Here is a 281-nt window from a genome sequence, read left to right as displayed (position 1 = left end):
GCATCCCGGTTGCCGGCCAGATGAAGGGCGCCGTTTCCATGGCGGAAAACGGCGACGCCATCATCGTCGATGGCGAGGAAGGCTTCATCCACCTTCGCCCGCAGTCCGATCTCGAAGCCGCCTATGCCGAAAAGGTGCGGTTCCGGGCGCGCCGGCAGGAGGTCTACCGCGAGCTGCGCAAGAAGCCGTCGACGACCAGGGACGGTGTCCAGGTCGATCTGCTGATGAATGCCGGGCTTGCCGTCGACCTGCCGCAGCTTGCCGAGGCGGGAGCTGCCGGC

The 281-nt window shown here is 66.9% G+C and carries 1 pseudogene; it reads left to right on the top strand.

Annotated elements, in window-relative coordinates:
- Positions 1 to 281, top strand: a pseudogene (locus EN786_RS37400) (peptidase); the annotation flags it as partial.

It is taken from the genome of Mesorhizobium sp. M4B.F.Ca.ET.143.01.1.1, assembly GCF_004792275.1.
Lineage (GTDB): Bacteria > Pseudomonadota > Alphaproteobacteria > Rhizobiales > Rhizobiaceae > Mesorhizobium > Mesorhizobium abyssinicae.
This window is presented reverse-complemented; position numbering and strand designations above follow the sequence as displayed.